Below are 16,995 nucleotides of genomic sequence, written 5' to 3' on the forward strand. Positions count from 1 at the left end.
CCGGCCGAAAACTGGGCATTTGGCGTCAAAATGAGCGGCGTTTTGCCAAAAATCTGCACGAAAATGCGGTCCTCTCTGCAATTTTTGTTATTTTAGCCTTCGAATAACGTGAACGGATGGAAGCATCGGGGTTGACCAGGCGAGGCTTGGTCGCCACAAATCCACTTTCTCGCAGCGCCAAAGGCATATCCGGACATGAAAGACAAAGACAACTTCCTGCAGAACGCCGGCATCAACACGCGTTTGTCCCACATCGGCAATTCGCCATTCGATTTCCATGGATTCGTCAATCCGCCCGTGGTGCATGCTTCGACGGTGTTGTTTCCCAATGCGCGCGTGATGGAGACGCATGACCAGAAATACACCTACGGTACGCGTGGAACGCCGACCACGGATGCGCTTTGCGAGGCGATGAATGCGCTGGAAGGCTCCGCCGGAACGGTAATCGTTCCCTCCGGGCTTGCAGCGGTGACGGTGACGTTTCTCGCTTATCTGTCTGCCGGCGATCATGCCTTGATCGTCGATTCGGTCTACGGCCCCACGCGATTCTTCTGCGATACGATGCTGAAGCGCCTCGGTATCGAGGTCGAATACTACGATCCTATGGTGGGTGCCGGCATCGAACAGCTGATCAAGCCGAACACCAGGCTGGTCCATACTGAAGCGCCGGGCTCCAACACCTTCGAAATGCAGGATATTCCGGCTATTTCGGCGGCGGCTCATCGTCATGGCTGCGTCGTCACCATGGACAATACCTGGGCGACGCCGCTCTATTTCAAGCCGCTCGACCATGGCGTCGACGTTTCCATTCATGCCGTGACGAAATATCCGGCCGGCCACTCCGATATCTTGATGGGAACCGTTTCGGCCAATGAAGCGCATTGGAAGCAATTGATCGCCGCGCATGGGCAGCTCGGTCTCTGCGGCGCGCCTGACGATGCTTATCAGGTCCTGCGCGGCTTGCGTACCATGGGCCTGCGTCTGGAGCGTCATCAGGAAAGCGCGCTTGCGATCGCACAATGGCTCGAGGGCAGGGAAGAAGTTGCGCGCGTGCTGCATCCGGCCCTGCCGAGCTTCCCGGGCCACGACTTGTGGAAGCGCGATTTCAAGGGAGCGAGTGGAATTTTCTCTTTCGTTCTGGCCGTCGACGATCCGCAAAAATTCAAGGTGAAGGCGCATGCCTTCCTGGATGCTCTGCGCATTTTCGGTCTCGGCTATTCCTGGGGCGGCTTCGAGAGCCTTGCACTGCAGGTCAACCTCAGTGACCGGCGCGTGACCAAGGCTCCGACGGAGGGGCCTGTTATCAGGCTGCAAATCGGCCTGGAAGACGTCGCCGACATCAAGGCGGATATCGAAAACGGCTTTGCTGCCGTCCGGCAGGTCTGATCAGCCGATGGCGCGATAGCCGTAGATCCAATCCATGTCCGCCGCGAGACTTTGCGGCGGGCGCAGCGAGAGGACGAGATCGCGCGCCAGACGGATGGGGCCGCGTGCGTGATAGGCAAACTGGTTGAAGGCGGCGCGCTGGCGCAGACGGGATATCCGCGGGGCTCGATGCCTCTCGTAGAGCTCGAAAGCTTCCGCGGGCTCGCGTCCCGAAAGCATGCCGGCAAGCTCGAAGGCGTCCTCTATTGCCATGGCCGCACCCTGGGCCGCAAACGGCATCATCGCATGCGCGGCGTCCCCGATCAGAATAGTGTCGCTGCCATTATGCCATCGGCCCGCCTTCATCTCGTAGAGCGGCCAGAAGCTGGCCTGCTCCCGGGCTTCGAGCATTTGCAGGATCGTTCTGTTCCAGCCGGAAAAGCCGCGCAGCATCTGCTCACGCTGCGTTCTGTTGCCGGCTACGCCCCAATCGCGGCTGGTGCCGCTGCCGGAGACGATCGCGACAATATTGAAGGCGGCATTTTCCCGAATGGGATAGCAGACGAGATGGCTCGATGGCCCGAGGAAGGCCGTAACGCTTGTCTTGCTCAGGACGGAAGGGGCGGCCGCCTCAGGAATAGAGAAACGCCAGGCAATATTGCCCGAAAAGAGCGGCGAGGGCGCGCCTGGCACCATCGCATGCGCCTTCGACCAGACGCCGTCGGCACCGATGACGAGATCGAACTTCTTTCCGGCGATCTCTTCCAGCGCCAGCTTGTTTTTGATGTCGATGTGCCGGCCGAGATGCAGCCTGCATAGGGTATTGCCCGTCACCGCATCCAGAAGCGCCTTTTGCAGGGTCGCCCGATGCGCGGTCCCATAGGGCGCACCCCATCGCTCTCTTGCAAATTTTCCACAGGGAACCAATGCAACGGGACGCAGGGATGAGCCGGACACGAGCCGGACTTCCTCCGGCTCCAGCCAGACGGATCGAAGCTTGTCGAGAACGCCGAGCGTATCGAGAATGCGGGAGGCATTTGGCGAAATCTGCAGGCCGGCGCCAACCTCGGTCAGCACCTCTGCCTGTTCGAAAATGTCGGAGGCAATGCCATGTCGCGCCAACGCCAGCGCCGCCGTCAATCCAGCTATTCCGGCGCCGATGATTGCGGCTGCTTTGATCGGCATTTCTTGTGTCCGATCGGACGCTATGGCGTCAGGCAGCCTTGAAATGGAAGACGCAGCCGGCCGGATTGGTCTGATCCGCCTTCAGCGACGGATTGTAGCGATAGAGCGTCGAGCAGTAGGAGCAAACCTTCTCGTTCTCATCTCCGAGATCGATGAAGATGTGCGGATGATCATAGGGAACCGAAGCGCCGGTGCACATGAATTCCTTCACGCCGATTTCGATGACGCGATGTCCGCCGTCGTTCTGGAAATGGGGAATATTGTGGCCGGCCATGATGATCTCCGAATGCGTCTTGCCGTGAGCGGCATGAATGTTGCGCCAGACTTGGTAGCCCCTCTTTATAATCCTTCTTCCCGATTGTGTAGTGCGAAAGTCCGGCTTGATGCAGAGATTTTCGCAAGCGCAGGGTTCATTTGATATCGCCGATAAAATATGGTCCGCCGCCAAGAGGACCTAATTTTTATAAAGACGAAGCCATGAATTTGAATGCTCCCAAGATGCTCCACTTTGTCCGAGATGGATTGAAGCTCGCCTTTTTCGACGAAGGAGATCCGAACGGCCCGCCGGTGCTGCTGATCCACGGCTTCGCCTCCACGGCGATTACCAATTGGGTCAATCCCGGCTGGCTGAAGACGCTCGGCGAGGCGGGTTGTCGCGTCATCGCCATCGACAATCGCGGTCACGGTTCGAGCGACAAACCTTACGATGTCGATGTCTATCACCCTTGGATCATGGCAGAGGATGCCGTGGCACTCCTCGATCATCTGGACGTTTCAGAGGCGCATGTCATGGGTTATTCCATGGGCGCGCGCGTTTCTGCCTTCATGGCGATCGCTCATCCGGATCGTGTCCGCTCACTGGTTCTCGGCGGCCTCGGTATCGGCATGGTCGAGGGCGTCGGCGATTGGGATCCGATTGCGGATGCGCTGGTGGCGCCGTCGCTCGATGATGTCACCCATGCGCGCGGGCGCATGTTCCGTGCTTTTGCCGAACAGACGAAAAGCGACCGTCAGGCGCTGGCCGCCTGCATCCAGGGCTCGCGCGATCTGGTTTCACGGGACGATGTGGCGAAGATCGAGGCGCCGACATTGATCGCCGTCGGCACCAAGGACGATATTGCCGGCTCCGGGCAGGAGTTGGCTGCACTGATGCCGAATGCCGAGGCCATAGACATTCCGAACCGCGATCATATGCTCGCCGTCGGCGACAAGGTCTTCAAGGCTGCGGTTCTGGAATTCTATCAGCGCCTGGACAAGCGCTAGGTTTCAGGTCACTTGCCGGTGAAATGCGGCTTCCGCCGCTCGGCAAAGGCGGCACGGCCCTCGGCGTAATCGGCGCTGTCAAAAGTCTCGGCGCCGATTACTTCCGCCTCGCGCAACAGGTCGCCATCCTGCTCGATGACGGCCCGGATCGCGAGTTTCGAAGCGTGCAGCGCGATCGGCGCATTGGCCGCAATCGCATGGGTGAGGGCGGATACTTCCTGATCGAATACGCTTGCCTCGACTTCCTCCAGAAGAAAGCCGACGGCAGCCATCTTCTCGCTCGACATGGAGGCACCGGTAAACAAGGCAACCTTCGCCATCTGCTGCCCGAGCGCGTTGACGATATCCTGCACGGCGTCGGCGGGATAGGCGATGCCGAGGCGAGCGGCGGGAACGGAAAACCGCGCGCCTTTTTCGGCGATCCGCAGATCGCAGGCGGCCGCGAGCCCGAAGCCGCCGCCATAGCAGATGCCGCGGATTGCGGCGATCGTCGGTACGCGGCAGTGACGGATAGCCTCGAAAGCCCGGCTGTTCAGCGCTTCATAGGCGACCGCGGTCTCGGAATTCTTGCGAACGCTGTCGAATTCGCTGATATCGGCACCGGCTGAAAAATCCGCGCCCGTGCCGCGCAGAACAATCACATGCGCATGGGCTTCATCGGTCAGAATGCGCGCTGCTTGCGGGATCGCACGCCACATGGCGGCCGTCACCGCATTCTTTCTGTCGGGGTTGCTGATCGCGATCATGCCTATGCCATCGCTGCATGTCGCGCGAATGAGACCGCCGGCAAAGTCATGCTCGAAAATCATATGCGACCAACCCATTTGTCTTGTGTGGCTTTTATTCTATATAATGCACCCCTGACAGAAAATCGGGAGACCGCCAATGGTCGCAGCAATGGATATTCGCCAGGTAGAGGGCTTGGGCGCAGTGAAGGTCATGGACCCGATCTGGGACAGCATGCGCGAGGAAGCACGCGCCGCTGCCGAAAAGGATCCGCTCCTTGCTGCCTTCCTCTATTCGACGATCATCAACCATCGTTCGCTGGAAGAATGCGTTATCTATCGCATTTGCGAGCGGCTCGACCATCCGGACCTGCAGGCCATCCTCCTGCGGCAGACCTTCGAGGAAATGCTGGCAGACTGGCCGGAGTGGGGATCGATTCTGCGCGTCGATATCCAGGCCGTCTATGATCGCGACCCTGCCTGCCTGCGGTTCCTGGAGCCGGTGCTCTATTTCAAGGGTTTCCATGCGCTGCAGACGCATCGCCTTGCGCACTGGCTGTATAATCGCGGCCGCCGCGATTTCGCGCTCTATCTGCAGAGCCGTTCCTCCAGCGTCTTCCAGACAGATATCAATCCCGCCGCGCGCATCGGCAAGGGCATCTTCCTCGATCACGCGACCGGTCTTGTCGTCGGCGAGACGGCCGTGATCGGCGACAACGTCTCCATCCTGCACGGGGTCACGCTCGGCGGCACCGGCAAGGAGGGCAGCGACCGCCATCCGAAGATCGCCCATGGCGTCCTCATCGGTGCGGGCGCCAAGATTCTCGGCAATATCCAGATCGGCCATTGCTCACGTATCGCCGCAGGCTCGGTGGTGCTCAAGGAAGTGCCCGCCAAGACCACCGTTGCCGGCGTTCCGGCCAAGGTGGTCGGAGAAGCAGGGTGTTCGGAACCTTCACGCTCGATGGACCAGCTGTTGGCCGAGCAATTGGTCGTGGATCAGATCATGGGCGCGGGAATCTAGAAAAATCCCGTGTGACTTTCGGAGGCTTGTGCTGCCGCTGAGGGGGTATGCGCGGTTCCGGTCTTTACACCGCCGCTTTTCCTATGCAAGAAGCGGCCAACCGAGATCCTCACGGAGAAGCATTGTGAAGCCTGAAGAAATTAAGAAGCTCGACGCCTATTTCAAGCGCACGTTCAACCCTCAGGTCGTGGTGAAGGCCCGCCCGCGCAAGAACGATTCTGCGGAAGTCTATCTCGGCGAAGAGTTTCTGGGTGTCGTCTATATCGACGATGAAGATGGCGACCGCTCCTATAACTTCTCGATGGCCATTTTGGACGTCGATCTCTGATTCCATCGATCTCGTATAGTAATCGAGTATTCGGGCCGTATTTCATTGAAATGCGGCCTTTTTCTTTGGCAGTTGTCGATTTGATCATTCCGCCACCGTTTTGATCTCTTGCGGCTTCTTTCTGACCAAATGCCAATATTTTAATCAAAGCCTGTGGTTGCAGACCCGATGATATATTTTAGAAAAAACAAAATGATGCGCTGCACTCATCACTAGCGGCATTAGGGTGTTATCTAAAATACAACTAAAAGGGGTTATTGCGACGCACAAGACTACTTGACTATTTGTGCATTGCATTTAAGTTTTACCCCTGTAAACCGGCCACCGGTCGGCCAACAAGGGACGGAGAAGCATGTTCAATTTCGATGAAGCCAACAAGAAGGGCAAGGAAGCCATGGACACGGCGCTGAAGAGCTATTCCGATGTCACCAAGGGTTTTCAGGCGATCGCCGCCGAAGCTGCTGAATACTCCAAGAAGTCTTTCCAGGATGGTGTTGCGCACTTCGAAACGCTCGCCGGCGTCAAGAGCTTCGAAGCTGCCTTCGAACTGCAGAGCAGCTATGTGAAGTCCTCCTACGAAAATTTCGTTGCCGAAGCCACCAAGCTCGGTGAAATGTATGCCGATCTCGCCAAGAACGCCTACAAGCCCTACGAGGCGCCCGTCGCGGCTGCAACGAAGGCTGCCAGCAAGGCAGCAGCTACGGCGACCGCCGCTTAAGCTTTCGCCGAAAGGCAAAATTTCCGAAAAGGCCGGCTGCGCGATGCGCGGCCGGTCTTTTGCGTTTTGGTGCATCGAACCAAAGGCGAAGATATGCAGCGACTTTTTTGACCGCAGCCCGCTTTGTCAGCGAATTATGATTGCAGTGTCCTGCAAGGGGCTTAAAATCCCGCCAATATGAACTAAGTTAGAGGTTCGGATATCCGGCCCGACCAAGTGAAGAACCCAACCCCCCAGTGCCAAGTCGGAATGCGATAGCTTCTGCCGGATGATTTGAGGAATGAATGAAATGATCGCTGAGCCGATCCGGATGCAAAACAACAGCGAAAGGAACGGGGACAACGGAAACCGTGGGACCTCGGTGATTACACGCACCAAGCCCAAAACCAAAAAACCGAACCTGTACCGCGTGCTGCTTCTGAATGACGACTATACGCCCATGGACTTCGTGATCCATATCCTGGAGCGTTTCTTCCAAAAGGATCTCGAAGGCGCCACCCGTATCATGCTTCATGTCCACAACCATGGCGTGGGTGAGTGCGGGATATATACATATGAAGTAGCCGAAACGAAGGTGAGCCAGGTGATGGATTTTGCCCGGCAGCACCAGCATCCGCTGCAATGTGTTATGGAAAAGAAGTGAGGATCTGAACGTGCCAACATTTTCGCCTAGTCTTGAGAAGGCGCTGCATCAGGCACTGACCTACGCGAACGAGCGGCATCACGAGTATGCCACGCTGGAACATCTGCTTTTGGCGCTGGTAGACGACGCCGATGCCGCAGCTGTCATGGGCGCGTGCAATGTTGATCTCGACGCGCTCCGTAAGACTCTGACTGAATACGTCGATAATGAACTCTCCAACCTGGTCACGGGCTATGATGAGGACTCGAAGCCGACCTCCGGCTTCCAGCGCGTCATCCAGCGCGCCGTGATCCATGTGCAATCTTCCGGCCGCGAGGAAGTGACGGGCGCCAATGTTCTCGTCGCGATTTTCGCGGAGCGGGAAAGCCATGCTGCCTTTTTCCTGCAGGAGCAGGAAATGACCCGCTACGACGCGGTCAACTACATCTCTCACGGCATCGGCAAGCGCCCGGGTTCCTCCCAGACCCGCACGCCGCGCGGCGCCGAGGAAAGCGAATCCGAGAGCAAGCCGACCTCCCGCGGCGAGCAGGAGGAGGGCAACGGCAAGAAGCAGCAGGATGCGCTGAAGGCCTACTGCGTCAACCTCAATGAGAAGGCCAAGAGCGGCAAGATCGATCCGCTGATCGGCCGCCACTCTGAGGTCAACCGCACCATCCAGGTGCTGTGCCGCCGCTCGAAGAACAACCCGCTCTATGTCGGCGATCCCGGCGTCGGCAAGACGGCCATTGCCGAAGGTCTTGCCAAGCGGATCGTAGAAGGCAAGGTGCCTGAAGCTCTGGCCGATGCCACGATCTTTTCGCTGGATATGGGCACGCTGCTTGCCGGCACCCGTTATCGCGGCGATTTCGAAGAACGCCTGAAGCAGGTCGTCAAGGAACTCGAAGAGTATCCGGGTGCCGTGCTGTTCATCGACGAAATCCACACCGTTATCGGTGCAGGCGCCACCTCCGGTGGCGCGATGGATGCGTCGAACCTGCTGAAGCCTGCTCTTTCCTCTGGCGCGATCCGTTGCATCGGCTCGACCACCTATAAGGAATACCGTCAGTTCTTCGAGAAGGACCGGGCTCTCGTCCGCCGCTTCCAGAAGATCGACGTCAACGAGCCGAGCATCGAGGATGCCATCGAAATCATGAAGGGCCTGAAGCCCTATTTCGAAGAGTATCACCACTTGCGCTACTCGAACGACGCCATCAAGTCGGCAGTCGAGTTGTCGGCCCGCTATATCTCCGACCGCAAGCTGCCGGACAAGGCGATCGACGTCATCGATGAAACCGGCGCCGCGCAAATGCTGTTGCCGCCCTCGAAGCGTCGCAAGCTGATCACCGAGCGCGAGATCGAGGTGACGATCGCCACCATGGCCCGCATTCCGCCGAAGACGGTTTCCAAGGATGACGAGATGGTTCTCGCCAACCTCGAGCAGGAACTGCGTTCGGTCGTCTACGGCCAGGATACGGCGATCGAAGCACTTTCAACTTCGATCAAGCTGGCACGTGCCGGCCTGCGCGAACCGAACAAGCCGATCGGCTGCTATGTCTTCTCCGGCCCCACCGGCGTCGGCAAGACGGAAGTCGCCAAGCAGCTTGCTTCCTCGCTCGGCGTCGAACTGCTGCGTTTCGACATGTCTGAATATATGGAGCGCCATACGGTTTCCCGTCTGCTTGGTGCACCTCCCGGCTATGTCGGCTTCGACCAGGGCGGACTCCTGACCGACGGCGTCGATCAGCATCCGCACAGCGTGGTTCTGCTCGACGAAATCGAGAAGGCGCATCCGGATATCTTCAATATCCTGCTGCAGGTCATGGACCACGGCGCGCTGACCGACCACAACGGCAAGAAGATCGACTTCCGCAACGTCATCCTTATCATGACGACCAATGCGGGCGCTTCGGAAATGGCCAAGGCTGCGATCGGCTTCGGTTCGTCCAAGCGGACCGGCGAGGATGAAGAGGCTCTCAACCGCCTGTTCACCCCGGAATTCCGCAATCGTCTGGATGCGGTCATTCCCTTCGCACCGCTGCCGACGACCGTTATCCACAAGGTCGTGCAGAAGTTCATCATGCAGCTGGAAGCGCAGCTTTCCGAACGGAACGTTACCTTCGACCTGCATGAGGACGCAATCGCATGGCTGTCCGAGAAGGGTTACGACGACAAGATGGGCGCCCGTCCGCTGGCGCGCGTCATCCAGGAAAACATCAAGAAGCCGCTGGCGAACGAAATCCTCTTCGGCAAGCTGAAGAAGGGCGGCGTCGTCACCGTCACGGTCGGCAAGAAGGAAGACGGCTCGACCGGCATCCTGCTCGAGGCGATCGCCGACACCGCTCCGATCCGGCCGAAGCCGGAAGCCGAAGTGGGCGATGTGCCGGCCGAGGTGGAAGAGGATGACGGCGACACGACAGTCAAGGCCAGAAGCCGCGTCGGTAAGGCTGCGACGGCAGCCGATAGCCGCCGCTCGGCTAAAGCTGCGACATCAGGTGAAAGCGGCGAGTCCGAAGGCAAGTCACCGCGCAAGGGCGGTGGCACTGTTCCGAAGGTTCCGCGTAAGTAAGTAGTCGCCGATCGGTGATTTGAAAAAATGAAACGGCTGCGTTAGAAATAATGCAGCCGTTTTTATATGGTTATAAGAAAAATCTCAGAGAGGACTTGAGGAGCTCAGCGCATCAAGCCAGCGCTTCGATGATCTTTCTAGCGTTTTCCGCCAGCACGGCGCCATCCTCCATCTTGCCCGAATGCGGCTTCAGCGCGACACCCTCAATGCGCGGAATAACGTGGAAATGCAGATGGAAGACGGTTTGCCCCGCGGGGGGCTCGTTGAACTGCGCGATATAGACGCCGTCCGCGTCGAAGGCTTCCCGAACGGCGACGGCGATCTTCTGTACCACGGTGATAGCCTGCTGCAATGCAGCCGGTTCGGCATCGAAAATATTGCGGGAGGGCACCTTCGGCACGACAAGCGTATGGCCCGGCGACTGCGGCATCACATCCATGAAGGCTACTGTATGCTCATCCTCGTAGACGCGGTAGGAAGGGATCTCGCCTTTCAGGATCTTTGCGAAGATATTGTTGTCGTCATAGGCGGGGCTGGTCATCCAGTGTCTCCTCGTCTTGCGTTTGTGTTTATGCCGAACGGTTAGATATCCTGCCGTTCACCTTTGCGGAAGGGGCTGTGCTCGGTGAGGATTTCGCTCATCTCCTCCACTTGTTCCCGCTCATGCTTCAGATAGTCCGCAACGGCGCGTCGCAGGCCCTGATGACCGATATAGTGCGCGGAATGCGTGATGACGGGAAGATAGCCGCGCGCCAACTTGTGTTCGCCCTGCGCCCCGGCTTCCACGCGCTTCAAGCCTTTACTCAGCGCAAAATCGATCGCCTGATGATAGCAGACTTCGAAATGCAGAAAGGGATGATCCTCGATGCAGCCCCAGTGGCGGCCGTAAAGCGTTTCGCCGCCGATGAAGTTGATGGCGCCGGCGATATAGCGTCCTTCGCGCTTCGCCATGACGAGCAGGATATCGTCAGACATGCGCTCGCCGATCAGCGAATAGAATTTCCGGGTGAGATAGGGGCGGCCCCATTTGCGGCTGCCGGTATCCATATAGAAGGCGAAGAACTGGTCCCATATGCCTTCGGTCAGATCGCTGCCGGTCAGCCAGTCGATGGTGATGCCATGCTCGACCGCCGCGCGCCGTTCCTTCTTCAACGCCTTCCGCTTACGCGATGCCAGCGTCTCCAGGAACGCGTCGTGATTGGCATAGCCCTCGTTGATGAAATGGAACTGCTGGTCGGTGCGATGCAGATAACCGTCGGTTTCGAAAACAGAAATCTCGTCTTCCGGCAGGAAGGTGATGTGCGCCGAGGAAACGCCGAGCTGCCGGGTGACCTCTTTCAGACTTTCGGCAAGCGCCGGCTGCAGCACGCTTCGGTCCTGCCCCTCAGCGACGAGCAGCCGCGGTCCCGTGGCGGGCGTGAAGGGAATGGAGCACTGCAGCTTCGGATAATAGCGGCCGCCGGCCCGTTCGAAGGCATCGGCCCAGCCGTGGTCGAAGACATATTCGCCCTGGCTATGGCTCTTCAGGTAGCCCGCGACGGCACCAAGCAATTCGCCGCCGTCGGTTTCGAGCAGCAGATGACTGCCGAGCCAGCCGGTCTTGTCGGTCGCGGAACCGGACTCCTCCAGCGATGAGAGGAAGGCGTGCGAAACAAATGGATTGTAGGACAGGACGCTGCCGGTTCTGGACGCTCCGGCGAGCTTCGACCAGCTTTCCGGGGCGATATTCTTGAAGGATCGTTCGACTCGAATGGATAATTCGTCTGTCATCAAACTCTTGCGCTTGGAAGGAAGGGAGGGGCTCTCAGCGCTGCGCCATCCGCCCGATGGGCGTGCTGTCGGCGCAGCGGCAATTTGGGTATGCGCAAAGCCTCTCCTTCAATCGATGCCGATTTACGGGGCCAGGCGCGGATCAAAACCTTCGAAGGTCATCTGGTCTGCGTTGGCAAATGTATGTTTGCGGGCCGCTTCGTCGCGCACGGTCCAGGTGATGACCGGAATACCGCGCTGGCGTTGCGCCGTAACAAAGGGGTTCGGCAAGTGGCCGTAGAAATACGAAATGAAGTCTAGCCCAAGATGCATGGCTTCGTCATGCTGAAAAAACGTCTCAGGCTTGTTTCCTTCGGCCGTCAGTCCCACAGGGTAGGGTGCTTCCAGCGCCTTGAGGTCCTTGAGCAGCCAATGGTCGAAACTCATCAGGGCCACATGGCCTTTATAGCCTTCGAGCACTTCGAGAACGGATTCCGCAAAGCCTTCGTCATCGCCCTCGCGTCCTTTCAGCTCAAGCACGAGCGGCACCTTGCCGCCGCAGAGCTGCAGGAGTTGCTTCAGCGTCGGGATCTTGTCCTTGGTACCGCCGATAGAAAGCAGGCCGAGCTCCGCCGAGGTGCGCTCTCGCACTTCACCCGGCAGGTTGCAGACGCGCTGGAGGTCGTCGTCATGGAAGACCACGGGAACGCCGTCCGAGGCGTAGTGGAGATCGCACTCGATGGCAAAGCCGGCTTCGATAGCGCGATTGAAGGCGGAAAGCGTGTTCTCCCAGACTTCTTTGTTCATGTCATGATAGCCGCGGTGAGCGACGGGGCGCTCGGTCAGCCAGGCAAGCTTGCTCATTATGCAATTTCCAGAATGGCATCGATTTCAACGGCGGCATTGAGCGGCAGGGCGGCCATGCCGACGGCGGCGCGGGCATGCTTGCCGGCTTCGCCCAGTACGTTTGCCAGAAGATTGGACGCGCCGTTGATCACAAGGTGTTGTTCGACGAAATCGGGCGTCGAGGCAACGAAGCCATTGAGCTTGATCAGCCGCTTGATCCGGCCGAGATCACCGCCAAGGGCAGCTTTCGCCTGGGCGAGAAGATTGATGGCGCAGAGCTCTGCCGCCCGCTGCCCGCCGGCTACATCGACATCCTTGCCGAGATGGCCCGTCACGCCGATCTTGCCGTTTTCCATCGGCAGCTGGCCCGATAGATAGAGAAGATTGCCGCTGATGACATAGGGAACGTAATTGGCGGCCGGTGCTGCAGCCTGCGGCAGAACGATGCCGAGTTCCTGCAGGCGGCCCTCAATAGCGTCGGACATTATTCATCTCCCGTTTTGTTGTAAAAACTTCAAAAATCCGGCATCAAGACTAAATTCGGTCACTTAGGATCGGCAGCCTCGTTTCAGCCGAAAGCGTTCTTATAACATCGCGTGCGAGTCCAACAGGAGATAATGAATGTTCCGCTCGAGTCTTGCTGCTACCGTTTTTTCGGGCCTGAGCATTCTGTCCCTAGGGGCTTCGGCAGCCCATGCGGCCGGTCCAAGCGGGCTGATCGCGCATCGCGCCGTCTACGAGCTCGAACTGAAGGATGCTTCTGATCGCTCCGGCATTTCCGGCATGGTCGGCCGGATGGTCTATGAGTTTGAAGGCTCGGATTGTACCGGATTCACCACTAATTTCCGCTTCGTGACGAAGATCGATACGGGTGACTCAACGCGCGTCAGCGACCAGCAGACGACGACCTTCGAGGATCTCGGCAAGCGCTTGTTCCGCTTCGAAACCAAATCCTATACCGACAGCCAGCTCGACAAGGATGTGCGCGGCGCCGCAAGTGACGACCAGAAGGGCATCAAGGTGGACCTCACGCAGCCGCACAACAAGCAGGTCCAGATCATCGAGAGCCGTTTCCCGACGGAGCATATGCTCGACATCATCCATAACGCGAAGCTCGGCAAGAATTTCTTCGAGGCGCAGGTCTTCGATGGTTCGGACGACGGCGACAAGCCGCTGATCGCCACCACCGTCGTCGGCAAGGAGCAGACGCCGGCCACCGATGATCCCGATGCTGACAAGGCTGGCGCCTTCTCCAAGACACCTTTCTGGCCGGTGACCGTGGCTTATTTCAACGAAAAGTCCACAGGCGACGCCGTGCCCGTCTACCGTATGTCCTTTAAACTCTACGAGAACGGCATCACGCGCGACCTCACCATGGATTATGGTGACTTCGTGCTGACCGGTAAGCTCACAAAGCTTGAAGTTCTCGGTACGAAGGCCTGCCAGTAGCCCACTGCGGGATGGATTAAGATAAGAATCGGCTATTTTGAGCCTCAAGCCTTGCATTCCACGCGAATCGAATGTATGGGCACCCGCATTCCACACGTAAGGCATGGGATTGTCCGGGAGAAATCCGGATTGTTCCGCCCGGTGGCATTCTCGAAGAGGGTGCTGTTCGCCTTGCGGAGGTTCAACCGGAAAAGGATACAAAGGCATGGCATTGCCCGATTTTTCTATGCGCCAGCTTCTTGAAGCAGGTGTTCACTTCGGCCACCAGACGCACCGCTGGAACCCGAAGATGAAGCCGTACATTTTCGGCGATCGTAACAACATCCACATCATCGACCTTGCCCAGACGGTTCCGTTGCTGAGCCGCGCTCTGCAGGTTGTCAGCGACACCGTTGCCCGTGGCGGCCGCGTCCTGTTCGTCGGCACCAAGCGTCAGGCGTCCGAACTGATCGCTGACAGCGCAAAGCGTTCGGCTCAGTACTACGTCAACGCCCGCTGGCTCGGCGGCATGATGACCAACTGGAAGACGATCTCCAACTCGATCCAGCGTCTGCGCAAGCTCGACGAAATCCTCTCCGGCGAAGCCCAGGGCTTCACCAAGAAGGAGCGTCTGAACCTTGAGCGCGAGCGCGAAAAGCTCGACAAGGCCCTCGGCGGTATCAAGGACATGGGCGGCACGCCGGACCTGATGTTCATCATCGACACCAACAAGGAAAAGATCGCGATCGACGAAGCCAAGCGCCTCGGCATCCCGGTCGTCGCAATCATCGACTCGAACTGCGATCCGGACCTGATCGATTATCCGATCCCGGGCAACGACGACGCCTCGCGCGCCATCGCTCTTTACTGCGACCTGATCTCGCGCGCTGCCATCGACGGTATCGCTCGCCAGCAGAGCGCATCGGGCCGTGACCTCGGCGCTTCCGAAGAAGCTCCGGTCGAGCCGACCCTGGCGGACGGCACCGAAGCCTGATCGCGCCAAGAGGCGGACAATAAACTGTCCGCCCAAGCGCAATGACATCCGGGATAAGGCCGTTTGCGACTTAACAAGTTCGAGCGGCCTTATCGCGTTTTTGGTAACAGCTCGCCTGGACGGAAAATCCAGGCATGTTCCAATCAAGAATTCCACAGTATGACGCTGCTTCATAACGCTGTCATACTTACGGGTACATTTCGTCCCTCAAATCGGTGCCGCTTCGGCTTGACGCCCTTCGCCGCACCGTATGAACCGACAAGAGGAAGCTTATGACCGAGATTACGGCTGCACTGGTGAAAGAACTGCGCGAAAAGTCTGGCGCAGGCATGATGGACTGCAAGAAGGCGCTGACCGAGACGAACGGCGATATCGAAGCCGCGATCGACTGGCTGCGCGCCAAGGGCATCTCCAAGGCCGACAAGAAGTCCGGCCGCACCGCCGCTGAAGGCCTGATCGCCATTGCCGGCGCCGGTCACAAGGCCGTTGTTGTCGAGCTCAACTCCGAAACGGACTTCGTTGCCCGCAACGATGCCTTCCAGGACCTCGCTCGCGGTATCGCCGAAGTTGCGCTGTCCACCGACGGCACGGTTGAAGCTATTTCGGCTGCGACCTATCCCGCATCAGGCAAGCCGGTCGCCGACGCCATCAAGGACGCGATCGCAACCATCGGCGAGAACATGACGCTGCGTCGTGCCGCCAAGCTGGAAGTCGAGCACGGCGTCGTGGCGACCTACATCCATAACGCTGCCGGTGACGGTATCGGCAAGCTCGGCGTTCTCGTCGCCCTGAAGTCGGTCGGTGACAAGGCCGTTCTGACGTCGATCGGCCGTCAGATTGCGATGCACATTGCTGCTACCAACCCGCTGGCTATCCGTGCCGAAGAAGTCGATGCCGCCGTCGCCGAGCGCGAACGCAACGTCTTCATCGAACAGTCCCGCGAATCCGGCAAGCCGGAAGCCATCATCGAAAAGATGGTCGAGGGCCGCATGCGTAAGTTCTTCGAGGAAGTCGCTCTTCTCTCGCAGGCTTTCGTCATCAATCCGGACCTGACGGTCGGTGCTGCCCTCAAGGAAGCTGAAAAGACCGCCGGCGCCTCGATCGAAATCACCGGCATGGCCCGTCTGCTACTCGGCGAAGGCGTCGAGAAGGAAGAAAGCGACTTCGCCGCAGAAGTTGCAGCTGTCGCCAAGGGCTGATCTGAGCATTTCCAGGAAAAGTGCCTAGCGGTTTTCCGTTCGGAATGCGTAAGGAAACAAAACGATACGACTTTTCCGCAGTTTGAAGACGTGCGGAAAAGCCCGATCGAAAAGAGACATATCCCGGTTTGGTGAAACCATATCAGGGAAAACGTCAGGGCATCGCGTGACAACGCGGTGCCCTTCGTGTATCCGGCTTTCACAATCATTCCCCGGTGATCACTTCAAGGAGCTACGATGTCCCAGCCGATCTACAAGCGCGTGTTGCTCAAGGCCTCCGGTGAAGCTCTGATGGGCAGTCAGGGGTTCGGTATCGATGTCACCGTCGCGGACCGGATTGCCGGCGACATTGCGCAGGCGCGCGAAATGGGTGTCGAGGTCGGTGTCGTCGTCGGCGGCGGCAACATCTTCCGCGGGGTAGCCGTGGCTTCCAAGGGTGGGGACCGGGTGACCGGGGACCACATGGGCATGCTCGGCACGGTCATCAATGCATTGGCCCTGGCGACCTCGCTGCGCAAGCTTGATATCGATACCGTCGTGCTCTCGGCCATCTCCATGCCGGAAATCTGCGAGAGCTTCTCGCAGCGCGCCACGCTTTACCACCTCTCGCTCGGCCGCGTGGTGATCTTCGCCGGCGGTACCGGCAATCCCTTCTTCACAACCGATTCTGCCGCAGCGCTGCGTGCCGCCGAAATGGGCGCCCAAGCGATCTTCAAGGGAACTCAGGTCGATGGCATTTATTCCGCCGATCCGAAGAAGTTCCCCGATGCCGAGCGCTTCGATCATCTGACCCATAGCCAGGTGCTCGAAAAGGGGCTGGCGGTCATGGATGTTGCAGCCGTTGCGCTTGCACGCGAAAATTCCATTCCAATCGTCGTCTTCTCCATTCATGAGAAGGGCGGTTTCGCGGAAATCTTGACCGGCGGCGGCCACAAGACCATCGTATCAGACAATTGATATTCCTGTGACGTCGGGTCAGCCCC

Annotated in this window: 18 protein-coding genes; 11 read left to right on the forward strand and 7 right to left on the reverse strand. The window is 58.6% G+C overall.

Going from position 1 to position 16,995, the window contains the following annotated elements; translation table 11 throughout:
* Positions 1 to 195 precede the first annotated feature (195 nt).
* Complete coding sequence (locus FHT73_RS23245) at positions 196 to 1,386, forward strand: cystathionine beta-lyase (protein WP_183715139.1); 1,191 nt, start codon at positions 196 to 198, stop codon at positions 1,384 to 1,386.
* Here the strand turns inward: FHT73_RS23245 and FHT73_RS23250 are convergent, their stop codons facing one another.
* Both FHT73_RS23250 and FHT73_RS23255 read right to left on the reverse strand, forming a co-directional pair.
* Positions 1,387 to 2,550 (reverse strand): FAD-dependent monooxygenase, encoded by a 1,164-nt coding sequence (locus tag FHT73_RS23250; RefSeq protein WP_183715141.1) that lies wholly within the window; start codon positions 2,548 to 2,550, stop codon positions 1,387 to 1,389.
* Between the two features lie 28 nt (positions 2,551 to 2,578).
* Complete coding sequence (locus FHT73_RS23255; RefSeq protein WP_015339780.1) at positions 2,579 to 2,824, reverse strand: zinc-finger domain-containing protein; 246 nt, start codon at positions 2,822 to 2,824, stop codon at positions 2,579 to 2,581.
* Positions 2,825 to 3,027: 203 nt separating this feature from the next.
* On the opposite strand from FHT73_RS23255, the gene FHT73_RS23260 reads away from it, so the two are divergent.
* Positions 3,028 to 3,813 carry an alpha/beta hydrolase gene (locus FHT73_RS23260; protein WP_183715143.1) on the forward strand — a complete coding sequence of 262 codons (786 nt, stop codon included), beginning with the start codon at positions 3,028 to 3,030 and terminating at the stop codon, positions 3,811 to 3,813.
* An 8-nt stretch (positions 3,814 to 3,821) separates the two neighbouring features.
* Here the strand turns inward: FHT73_RS23260 and FHT73_RS23265 are convergent, their stop codons facing one another.
* Positions 3,822 to 4,622: an enoyl-CoA hydratase-related protein gene (locus FHT73_RS23265; RefSeq protein ID WP_183715145.1), complete on the reverse strand. Its 801-nt coding sequence runs from the start codon at positions 4,620 to 4,622 to the stop codon at positions 3,822 to 3,824.
* 76 nt (positions 4,623 to 4,698) lie between these two features.
* Between FHT73_RS23265 and cysE the strand changes: the two genes are divergently transcribed.
* From cysE to clpA, 5 genes are all read left to right on the forward strand, one after another.
* Positions 4,699 to 5,562, forward strand: a complete 864-nt coding sequence (cysE, locus tag FHT73_RS23270; RefSeq protein ID WP_112400491.1) for a serine O-acetyltransferase — start codon at positions 4,699 to 4,701, stop codon at positions 5,560 to 5,562.
* A gap of 124 nt (positions 5,563 to 5,686) precedes the next feature.
* A complete protein-coding gene (locus tag FHT73_RS23275) occupies positions 5,687 to 5,890 on the forward strand; it encodes a DUF3126 family protein (protein ID WP_015339784.1) in 204 nt (67 codons plus the stop codon).
* 352 nt (positions 5,891 to 6,242) lie between these two features.
* On the forward strand, positions 6,243 to 6,608 hold the full coding sequence (locus FHT73_RS23280) for a phasin family protein (protein WP_075852495.1): 366 nt from the start codon (positions 6,243 to 6,245) through the stop codon (positions 6,606 to 6,608).
* A gap of 289 nt (positions 6,609 to 6,897) precedes the next feature.
* Positions 6,898 to 7,251, forward strand: a complete 354-nt coding sequence (gene clpS, locus FHT73_RS23285; RefSeq protein ID WP_041677877.1) for an ATP-dependent Clp protease adapter ClpS — start codon at positions 6,898 to 6,900, stop codon at positions 7,249 to 7,251.
* A gap of 10 nt (positions 7,252 to 7,261) precedes the next feature.
* Entirely contained in the window at positions 7,262 to 9,796 is a 2,535-nt protein-coding gene (gene clpA / locus FHT73_RS23290) for an ATP-dependent Clp protease ATP-binding subunit ClpA (RefSeq protein ID WP_112338310.1), read from the forward strand.
* A 112-nt stretch (positions 9,797 to 9,908) separates the two neighbouring features.
* Here clpA and FHT73_RS23295 read toward each other — a convergent pair whose 3' ends face one another.
* The 4 genes from FHT73_RS23295 to FHT73_RS23310 all read right to left on the reverse strand — a co-directional run bounded on the left by FHT73_RS23295 (position 9,909) and on the right by FHT73_RS23310 (position 12,876).
* On the reverse strand, positions 9,909 to 10,337 hold the full coding sequence (locus tag FHT73_RS23295; protein WP_112610199.1) for an HIT family protein: 429 nt from the start codon (positions 10,335 to 10,337) through the stop codon (positions 9,909 to 9,911).
* A 41-nt stretch (positions 10,338 to 10,378) separates the two neighbouring features.
* The gene (locus tag FHT73_RS23300) at positions 10,379 to 11,566 is read right to left on the reverse strand and encodes a GNAT family N-acetyltransferase (RefSeq protein ID WP_183715147.1); all 1,188 of its coding nucleotides are present in this window, start codon (positions 11,564 to 11,566) and stop codon (positions 10,379 to 10,381) included.
* Positions 11,567 to 11,689: 123 nt separating this feature from the next.
* Entirely contained in the window at positions 11,690 to 12,409 is a 720-nt protein-coding gene (locus FHT73_RS23305) for a glycerophosphodiester phosphodiesterase (RefSeq protein WP_183715149.1), read from the reverse strand.
* Positions 12,409 to 12,876: a RidA family protein gene (locus FHT73_RS23310; RefSeq protein WP_183715151.1), complete on the reverse strand. Its 468-nt coding sequence runs from the start codon at positions 12,874 to 12,876 to the stop codon at positions 12,409 to 12,411. The genes FHT73_RS23305 and FHT73_RS23310 overlap by 1 nt, the downstream gene beginning before the upstream one ends.
* Positions 12,877 to 13,012: 136 nt before the next feature.
* Here FHT73_RS23310 and FHT73_RS23315 point away from each other — a divergent pair, with 136 nt between their 5' ends.
* From FHT73_RS23315 to pyrH, 4 genes are all read left to right on the forward strand, one after another.
* Positions 13,013 to 13,840, forward strand: a complete 828-nt coding sequence (locus tag FHT73_RS23315) for a cell envelope integrity EipB family protein (RefSeq protein WP_015339792.1) — start codon at positions 13,013 to 13,015, stop codon at positions 13,838 to 13,840.
* A gap of 205 nt (positions 13,841 to 14,045) precedes the next feature.
* Positions 14,046 to 14,813 (forward strand): 30S ribosomal protein S2, encoded by a 768-nt coding sequence (rpsB, locus tag FHT73_RS23320; protein ID WP_069612086.1) that lies wholly within the window; start codon positions 14,046 to 14,048, stop codon positions 14,811 to 14,813.
* A gap of 272 nt (positions 14,814 to 15,085) precedes the next feature.
* A complete protein-coding gene (gene tsf / locus FHT73_RS23325; protein ID WP_112338316.1) occupies positions 15,086 to 16,012 on the forward strand; it encodes a translation elongation factor Ts in 927 nt (308 codons plus the stop codon).
* A 237-nt stretch (positions 16,013 to 16,249) separates the two neighbouring features.
* On the forward strand, positions 16,250 to 16,969 hold the full coding sequence (gene pyrH / locus FHT73_RS23330) for a UMP kinase (RefSeq protein ID WP_183715153.1): 720 nt from the start codon (positions 16,250 to 16,252) through the stop codon (positions 16,967 to 16,969).
* The last annotated feature ends 26 nt before the right edge of the window (positions 16,970 to 16,995 follow it).

Source organism: Rhizobium sp. BK098 (assembly GCF_014193155.1).
Taxonomy (GTDB): Bacteria; Pseudomonadota; Alphaproteobacteria; order Rhizobiales; family Rhizobiaceae; genus Rhizobium.

Excerpts from the sequence above, each read along its gene's own strand:
- clpS (WP_041677877.1), top strand. The coding sequence starts at position 6,898 with ATGATCGCTGAGCCGATCCGGATGCAAAACAACAGCGAAAGGAACGGG.
- FHT73_RS23280 (WP_075852495.1), top strand. The coding sequence starts at position 6,243 with ATGTTCAATTTCGATGAAGCCAACAAGAAGGGCAAGGAAGCCATGGAC.
- pyrH (WP_183715153.1), top strand. The coding sequence starts at position 16,250 with ATGTCCCAGCCGATCTACAAGCGCGTGTTGCTCAAGGCCTCCGGTGAA.
- FHT73_RS23295 (WP_112610199.1), bottom strand. The coding sequence starts at position 10,337 with ATGACCAGCCCCGCCTATGACGACAACAATATCTTCGCAAAGATCCTG.
- FHT73_RS23265 (WP_183715145.1), bottom strand. The coding sequence starts at position 4,622 with ATGATTTTCGAGCATGACTTTGCCGGCGGTCTCATTCGCGCGACATGC.
- FHT73_RS23305 (WP_183715149.1), bottom strand. The coding sequence starts at position 12,409 with ATGAGCAAGCTTGCCTGGCTGACCGAGCGCCCCGTCGCTCACCGCGGC.
- FHT73_RS23300 (WP_183715147.1), bottom strand. The coding sequence starts at position 11,566 with ATGACAGACGAATTATCCATTCGAGTCGAACGATCCTTCAAGAATATC.
- cysE (WP_112400491.1), top strand. The coding sequence starts at position 4,699 with ATGGTCGCAGCAATGGATATTCGCCAGGTAGAGGGCTTGGGCGCAGTG.
- FHT73_RS23260 (WP_183715143.1), top strand. The coding sequence starts at position 3,028 with ATGAATTTGAATGCTCCCAAGATGCTCCACTTTGTCCGAGATGGATTG.
- FHT73_RS23245 (WP_183715139.1), top strand. The coding sequence starts at position 196 with ATGAAAGACAAAGACAACTTCCTGCAGAACGCCGGCATCAACACGCGT.
- rpsB (WP_069612086.1), top strand. The coding sequence starts at position 14,046 with ATGGCATTGCCCGATTTTTCTATGCGCCAGCTTCTTGAAGCAGGTGTT.
- FHT73_RS23250 (WP_183715141.1), bottom strand. The coding sequence starts at position 2,550 with ATGCCGATCAAAGCAGCCGCAATCATCGGCGCCGGAATAGCTGGATTG.
- FHT73_RS23255 (WP_015339780.1), bottom strand. The coding sequence starts at position 2,824 with ATGGCCGGCCACAATATTCCCCATTTCCAGAACGACGGCGGACATCGC.
- FHT73_RS23315 (WP_015339792.1), top strand. The coding sequence starts at position 13,013 with ATGTTCCGCTCGAGTCTTGCTGCTACCGTTTTTTCGGGCCTGAGCATT.
- tsf (WP_112338316.1), top strand. The coding sequence starts at position 15,086 with ATGACCGAGATTACGGCTGCACTGGTGAAAGAACTGCGCGAAAAGTCT.
- FHT73_RS23310 (WP_183715151.1), bottom strand. The coding sequence starts at position 12,876 with ATGTCCGACGCTATTGAGGGCCGCCTGCAGGAACTCGGCATCGTTCTG.